Here is a 6,753-nt window from a genome sequence, read left to right on the forward strand (position 1 = left end):
CCGCGTCTCCGGGGGGGGGGCCCCCCCCCGCGCGGCCCCCGCCACCGCCGTTTCAGCCGTCCTGGCCGGCTCCGTCGGCCCGGTCGGCCCCGTCGAGGTCGTGGGCGCCGTCCTTCTCGCCAGGTGGTCATGAATCACCGGATCGCCCGGCGCCCGCCCGGGGGCCTCCTCGTCCAGCCGGGAGAGGTGCGGCAGGATGTCCGGCATGACGTCGAGCGCTCGTGACGAATCCGTCGGCCAGATCGGGCCCATCGAGGCCTCCGGGCCCGCCCCGGCGCTGCCCGCCACGGCGCCCGCAGCCGCCACGGTCACCGCCACGGCCGTGCCGCCCGCCAACACGGTGGTCGTCCCGGCGGACGAGGACCCGGTGGCCGCGGCCGGCAGTGAGGTGATCGGCGGCCCGCCCGGCCGCCGCGCGCTGCTGGGCGTCTCCTGGTGGATCCCGGCGCGCTTCCTGGCGCTGGTGGTGATCGTGGTCTCGGTGCTGGGCATGGTGCAGAAGCTGCCCTGCTACGACGCCGCCTGGTTCCAGCCGGGTTCGCCGCAGTACATCCACGCCTGTTACAGCGACATCCCGCACCTGTTCTCCGGGCGCGGCTTCGCGGCCGGCCTGCACCCCTACGTGGACCGCATCCCGGGCACCTCGGGGGATCTTCAGTACCTCGAGTACCCGGTGCTGACCGGCCTGTTCATGCAGATCGCGGCCTGGCTGACGCCCGGCGGGGGCTCCGGCCAGCAGCAGGAGCAGTGGTTCTGGGCGATCAACGCGGGCCTGCTGATGGCCTGCGCGGTGGTCGCCGTGGTCGCGCTGTCGCGCACCCACCGGCGCCGGCCCTGGGACGCGCTGATGTTCGCGCTCGCCCCCTGCCTGCTGCTGAACGCCACCATCAACTGGGACCTGCTGGCGGTCGCGCTGGCCGCCGTCGGGATGGCCTGGTGGGCCGGCTCGCGGCCGGTCTGGGCCGGTGTCTTCATCGGTCTGGCCACCGCCGCCAAGCTCTACCCCCTGCTGCTGATCGGCCCGCTGCTGCTGCTCTGCTGGCGGGCCGGGCGCTGGCGCGAGTTCCGGGCGGTGCTGGGGGGCGCGGTCGGCGCGTGGCTGCTGGTCAACCTGCCGATCATGATCGCCAACTGGCAGGGCTGGTCGACCTTCTACGTCTTCAGCAAGCACCGCACCGAGGACTACGGCTCGATCTGGCTGATCCTGATGCAGAGCCGGGGCGTCGGCCTGGAGAACCTCGACACCTTCGTCGCGGTGCTGATGGTGCTCTCCTGCCTGGGGGTCGGCTGGCTGGCGCTCTCGGCGCCCCGCCGCCCGCGCTTCGCCCAGCTGGCCTTCCTGGTGGTGGCCGCCTTCGTCCTGTTCAACAAGGTGTACTCGCCGCAGTACGCGCTCTGGGTGCTGCCGCTCGCGGTGCTGGCCCGGCCGCGCTGGCGGGACTTCCTGATCTGGCAGGCCTGCGAGGTGCTCTACACCCTGGGCATCTGGTCCCACCTGGGCTTCGTCACCGGGCCCAAGCAGCACGGGATCGGCGAGTCCTGGTACCACTTCGCCATCGTGCTGCACCTGCTCGGCACGCTCTACCTGTGCGGCATGGTGATCCGCGACATCCTGCGGCCCGACCGCGACCCGGTGCGCTGGGACGGCACCGACGACCCGTCCGGCGGGGTGCTGGACCGGGCCCCGGACGTCTTCGTGGTCGGTACCGCCCGGCAACTGCGCGAGGAGGCGAGCTACGCCGGCTACGAGCCGGCCGGCTCCGAGCTGTGGCTCGACGACGAGCCGCACACCCCGGAGTCGGCCTGGAGCACCAGGCCGTAGCGCCGTGAGGGTCCCGCCCGGCCGCCGGGCGGGACCCTCACGCGCGCGCTAGCGGTCGACCACGCGGTCGAAGTGCGTGGTGGTGTGCCGGACCTGCAGGACGAGTTCGTCACCGACCACCGGCGGCTTGGTCTCGTTGTCCAGGAGGAGCAGCGAGACCTGCATGTGCGGCGGCTCGGCGAACCAGAGCTGCTTGCCGGCCCAGTTGAACGGCGACTTGGTCTTGTTGACCGTCGCCAGTCCGGCCCGGGCGATGCCCTTGGCCCGCGAGGACATCCCCTGGACGTACTTGGGCGCCTCCAGGCCGATGCCGTGCGCGGTGCCGCCGGCGACCACCAGCAGGTGGCCGTCGGTCGGCGCCGGGTGCTGGCGGTAGCCGTAGCGGTCGCCCTTCGCGACCGGGGTGACGTCCAGCACCGTCGCGCGGACCTCCAGCGCGCCGTGGTCGCCGAGCCAGAGCCGGGTGCCGATCCGGGCCCGGAAGACGGTGTCCGGGTAGCGCTGGGCCAGCTTCTCCATGCCGGCCGCGCCGAGGTGGCTGACGAACACGGTGTGCACGGGGATCCCGGCCGCCCGGGCGGTGTCCACCCAGTGGGCCACCTCGTCCACCGGGTCGGAGCCGTCCGGCCGGTCCATCGGCAGGTGCAGCGCCAGGCCCTCGAAGGAGACGCCGTCCAGCTCGGCGGCGACCGTCGGCAGGTCGGCCGCGCTCACCCCGTGCCGGCGCATGGTGGTCATGCACTCCACCACCACCCGGGCGCCGTGCAGCGCGCGCAGCCCGTCCAGGTTCGCCACGGTGCGGATCACCCGGGCGTGCGGCAGCGGCAGCACCTCCTCGCCGATCCGGTACGGGGTGAGCACCAGCAGCTCGCCGCCGTACCAGTCGGCGGCGTCGGCCGCCTCGTAGGCGGTGCCGACGGCCAGTACGCCGGTGCCGAGCAGGGTCGCCTCCTCGGCGAGCCGGTGGTTGCCCAGGCCGTAGCCGTTGCCCTTCGCCACCGGCACCAGGCCGGGGAACTCGGCCAGGACGGAGCGCTGGTGGGTGCGCCAGCGTTCGGTGTCGAGGTAGAGCGACAGCGTCATCGGGTCATCTCCCAGAGGGTGTTGGGCACGGCGGGCAAGCGTCTCAGCGGCGCGACATGTAGAGGTCGAGCGCCTTGTGCAGCAGCTTGTTGAGCGGGAAGTCCCACTCGCCGAGGTACTCGGCGGCCTGGCCACCGGTGCCGACCTTGAACTGGATCAGGCCGAACAGGTGGTCGTTCTCGTCCAGCGTGTCGCTGATGCCGCGCAGGTCGTACACCCCGCCGCCGAGCGCGTACGAGTCGCGCATCATCCGCCACTGGATCGCGTTGGACGGCTTGACCTCGCGCTTGTGGTTGGCCGAGGCGCCGTAGGAGTACCAGACGTGCTCGCCGACCACCAGCATCGTGGTGGCGGCCAGCGGCTCGCCCTCGTGGTAGGCGATGTACAGCCGCATGCGGTTGGGGTCCTCGGAGGTGAGGGCCTTCCACATGCGCTGGAAGTAGGCCAGCGGGCGCGGGGTGAAGCGGTCGCGCTCGGCGGTCACCAGGTACAGCTGGTGGAAGATCGGCAGCTCGTCGTAGCCGCCCTGGACCACCTCGACGCCGCTCTTCTCGGCCTTCTTGATGTTGCGGCGCCAGAGCTGGTTGAAGCCCTTCTGGATGTCGTCCAGCGAGCGGTTGGCCAGCGGCACCTGGAAGACGTAGCGCGGCTGGACGTCGCCGAAGCCGGCGCCGCCGTCCTCGCCCTGCAGCCAGCCGGCCTTGCGCAGCCGGTCGGCCACCTCGAAGGCGCGCGGCTCGTACCAGTCGGCCTCGATGTCGCGCAGGCGCTTGGCCTGCTTGCCGGCGATGGCCTCCTTGATGGTCGGCGCGTTCCAGCGCCGGATCACCACCGGCGGGCCCATCTTCACCGAGAACGCGCCCTGCGACTTGAGGTGCGCCAGCATCGGGGAGAGCCAGCGGTCGAGGTCGCGGTCGAACCAGTCGATCACCGGGCCCTCGGGCAGGTAGGCGAGGTACCGCTTGACCTTCGGCAGCTGCCGGTAGAGCACCAGGCCGGCGCCGACGATCTGGTTGGACTCGTCGATCCAGCCGATCGACTCCGTGCGCCACTCCGCCTTCACGTCGCCCCAGGACGGCACCTGCATGTGGCTGGCAGAGGCGCGGCTCCTGATGAAGGCGAGATGCTCCTCGCGGGTGATCGTCCTCAGGCGCAGGCTCATGCTCGGTGCTCCTCGTTGGTCGGGCTGCGGTGGGCCCCAGGTTCTCGGGCTGACCCTATCGTCCGGGGCCCCGGCGCCCACGGCTGCGGGCGTGGCGGCGCCCCCGGCGCGTACCTGTCTCAGAGTAGGTACGCGACGGGGGCGCCGGGGGTTCCGCACGGGGGCGGTGGGACGGCTAGCCGAAGAGGCCGCCGTGGGCCATTCCCAGGTAGAAGCCGAACGCGGCGGCGGTGAGGCTGATCACCAGGACGAAGCGTTCGGCCGTGGTGACGGAGACGAACTGTCCCCAGAGGCCGGTGGCGACACCGAGGAGCCCGCTCCAGGAGCTCAGCAGGTGCAGGTTGTGGAAGAACGAGGCCGTGAAGGCCAGCACCCCCAGCAGCAGGGTGATGCCGACCAGGGTGTTCTCGCGGGGGTGCCGATGGCCGTCGGTGTTCAGGGTGAGGGCGGGGAGCCGGTGGATGGTCTGGGCCATGAGTCCCACCTCCTGGTGGGGAGACGAACGAGCAGGAAACCCGTTCCGTCCAGATTGCGGCGATTGGGGCGCGGATCACAACCCCTATGCATTTTGTTCGGCCGTCCGGGTGCGGGTAGGCTGTGCAGTCTGCACTGGTGTAGTTGTGCCCCCTTGCGCCCTCTTTCGGGTGGACGGGGCTCGAGTGTCGGACCCGGCCGCTACGGTGAGCCGGTGTCGTCACTACTCCGGTGCCGACGCTGCACAACCCTCCTGCCACGGAGAGACCGTGGCCGCTGAGTCCAAAGGAGGTGGGTTACTCATGCGTCACTACGAGCTGATGGTCATCCTCGACCCCTCGGTCGAGGAGCGCGCTGTCGCCCCCCTGATCGAGAACTTCCTCACTGTCGTCCGCAACGGCGGCGGCAAGGTGGAGAAGGTCGACACCTGGGGCCGTCGCCGTCTGGCTTACGAGATCAACAAGCAGTCCGAGGGCATCTACTCGGTCATCGACCTCAAGGCCACGCCTGAGGTCGTCAAGGAGCTCGACCGCCAGCTTGGCCTGAGCGAGTCGGTTCTGCGGACCAAGGTCCTGCGCCCGGACACCCACTGAGCCACCTCTGAGGCCTTCGGGCCTCGGGTAGCTCGCGTCCGCTGTTTCACGTGAAACAGCGGTGAACGGAACTCTTCCGGAGAGGTCATCACCACCATGGCAGGCGAGACCGTCATCACCCTCGTCGGCAATCTCGTCGACGACCCCGAGCTGCGCTTCACCCCGTCGGGTGCGGCGGTCGCGAAGTTCCGCATCGCGTCCACTCCCCGCACCTTCGACCGCCAGACGAACGAGTGGAAGGACGGCGAGAGCCTCTTCCTCACGTGCAACGTCTGGCGGCAGCCGGCGGAGAACGTCGCCGAGTCGCTGCAGCGCGGCATGCGCGTCATCGTGCAGGGCCGACTGCGCCAGCGGTCTTACGAGACCAAGGAAGGCGAGAAGCGGACGGTCTTCGAGGTCGAGGTCGACGAGGTGGGCCCGAGCCTGCGTTCGGCGACCGCGAAGGTCACCCGGGCCAACCGGTCCGGCGCTCCCGGCGGCGGCGGCTTCGGCGGCGGCCAGCAGGGCGGCGGCGGCCAGGGCGGTAACTGGGGCGGCGGCGGTGGCGGCCAGCAGGGCGGCAACTGGGGTGGAAACTCCGGTGGCCAGTCCGCCCCGTCCGACGACCCGTGGGCGTCCAGCGCTCCCTCTGGTGGAAACCAGGGCGGCGGCAGCTGGGGCGCTCCGTCCGGTGGCGGCTTCTCGGAAGAGCCCCCGTTCTAAGAGCTGACAGATTTCGTGCGGTCCGGCGCCGGCGTCGTGAGACGCCTGCCGGGCCGTGAACCCCAAATGGAGCACACAATGGCGAAGCCGCCTGCTCGCAAGCCGAAGAAGAAGGTTTGCGTCTTCTGCAAGGACAAGGTCAACTACGTTGACTACAAGGACACGAACCTGCTGCGGAAGTTCATCTCCGACCGCGGCAAGATCCGTGCCCGCCGGGTGACCGGCAACTGCACCCAGCACCAGCGTGACGTCGCCACGGCCGTGAAGAACAGCCGTGAGATGGCGCTGCTGCCCTACACCAGCACCGCGCGCTAAGAGAGGGTGACCAAGTAATGAAGATCATCCTCACGCACGAGGTGCCGGGTCTCGGCTCCGCCGGCGAGGTCGTCGAGGTCAAGGACGGCTACGCCCGCAACTACCTGGTCCCGCGTGGCTTCGCCATCCGCTGGACCAAGGGTGGCCAGAAGGACGTCGACGCCATCCGTCGCGCCCGCAAGATCCACGAGATCCAGACCCTCGAGGCCGCCAACGAGGTCAAGGGCAAGCTCGAGGGCGTCCAGGTCAAGCTGGCCGTTCGTTCGGGCGAGGCCGGCCGTCTGTTCGGTTCGGTGACCCAGGCCGACGTCGTGGAGGCCATCAAGGCCGCCGGCGGCCCGGCCGTGGACAAGCGCGCCGTCGCGATCGCCTCGCCGATCAAGACCGTGGGCACCCACAAGGTCTCGGTCAAGCTGCACTCCGACGTCCAGGCCAACCTCGACGTCGCCGTCGTCGCTGCCTGAGCTCCGTAGTAGTGGCCCGAGGGCCGGCCTCCCCCTCCCGGGGCGCCCACGGCGCGGCGGGTCAGCCACACCAACGGCGGCGCGAACCCGGTCCCGGCCGCGGTGTGGAGCTGGCCGAGTGCCGCGGCGGACAGCGTG

The 6,753-nt window shown here is 70.8% G+C and carries 8 protein-coding genes; 5 read left to right on the top strand and 3 right to left on the bottom strand.

From position 1 onward, the window contains the following. Positions 1-205 precede the first annotated feature (205 nt). Positions 206-1,822 carry a glycosyltransferase 87 family protein gene (locus tag AB0J08_RS40730; protein WP_360644978.1) on the top strand — a complete coding sequence of 539 codons (1,617 nt, stop codon included), beginning with the start codon at positions 206-208 and terminating at the stop codon, positions 1,820-1,822. Positions 1,823-1,870: 48 nt separating this feature from the next. Here AB0J08_RS40730 and AB0J08_RS40735 read toward each other — a convergent pair whose 3' ends face one another. The 3 genes from AB0J08_RS40735 to AB0J08_RS40745 form a co-directional block, all read right to left on the bottom strand. Beyond that, positions 1,871-2,905: an alanine racemase gene (locus AB0J08_RS40735; RefSeq protein ID WP_360644981.1), complete on the bottom strand. Its 1,035-nt coding sequence runs from the start codon at positions 2,903-2,905 to the stop codon at positions 1,871-1,873. A 43-nt stretch (positions 2,906-2,948) separates the two neighbouring features. After that, positions 2,949-4,067 (bottom strand): peptidoglycan bridge formation glycyltransferase FemA/FemB family protein, encoded by a 1,119-nt coding sequence (locus AB0J08_RS40740; protein WP_360644984.1) that lies wholly within the window; start codon positions 4,065-4,067, stop codon positions 2,949-2,951. Positions 4,068-4,242: 175 nt separating this feature from the next. After that, positions 4,243-4,542: a hypothetical protein gene (locus AB0J08_RS40745; RefSeq protein WP_360644987.1), complete on the bottom strand. Its 300-nt coding sequence runs from the start codon at positions 4,540-4,542 to the stop codon at positions 4,243-4,245. Between the two features lie 301 nt (positions 4,543-4,843). Here AB0J08_RS40745 and rpsF point away from each other — a divergent pair, with 301 nt between their 5' ends. From rpsF to rplI, 4 genes are all read left to right on the top strand, one after another. Next, positions 4,844-5,134 (top strand): 30S ribosomal protein S6, encoded by a 291-nt coding sequence (gene rpsF, locus AB0J08_RS40750; protein WP_148643846.1) that lies wholly within the window; start codon positions 4,844-4,846, stop codon positions 5,132-5,134. A 96-nt stretch (positions 5,135-5,230) separates the two neighbouring features. After that, positions 5,231-5,836, top strand: a complete 606-nt coding sequence (locus tag AB0J08_RS40755) for a single-stranded DNA-binding protein (RefSeq protein WP_360644990.1) — start codon at positions 5,231-5,233, stop codon at positions 5,834-5,836. A 78-nt stretch (positions 5,837-5,914) separates the two neighbouring features. Next, positions 5,915-6,151, top strand: a complete 237-nt coding sequence (rpsR, locus tag AB0J08_RS40760; RefSeq protein WP_030304537.1) for a 30S ribosomal protein S18 — start codon at positions 5,915-5,917, stop codon at positions 6,149-6,151. Between the two features lie 17 nt (positions 6,152-6,168). Further along, the gene (gene rplI, locus AB0J08_RS40765; protein WP_329488772.1) at positions 6,169-6,615 is read left to right on the top strand and encodes a 50S ribosomal protein L9; all 447 of its coding nucleotides are present in this window, start codon (positions 6,169-6,171) and stop codon (positions 6,613-6,615) included. Positions 6,616-6,753: the final 138 nt, after the last annotated feature.

Origin of the sequence: Kitasatospora sp. NPDC050463 (assembly GCF_040655255.1) — a bacterium.
Classification (GTDB): domain Bacteria; phylum Actinomycetota; class Actinomycetes; order Streptomycetales; family Streptomycetaceae; genus Kitasatospora.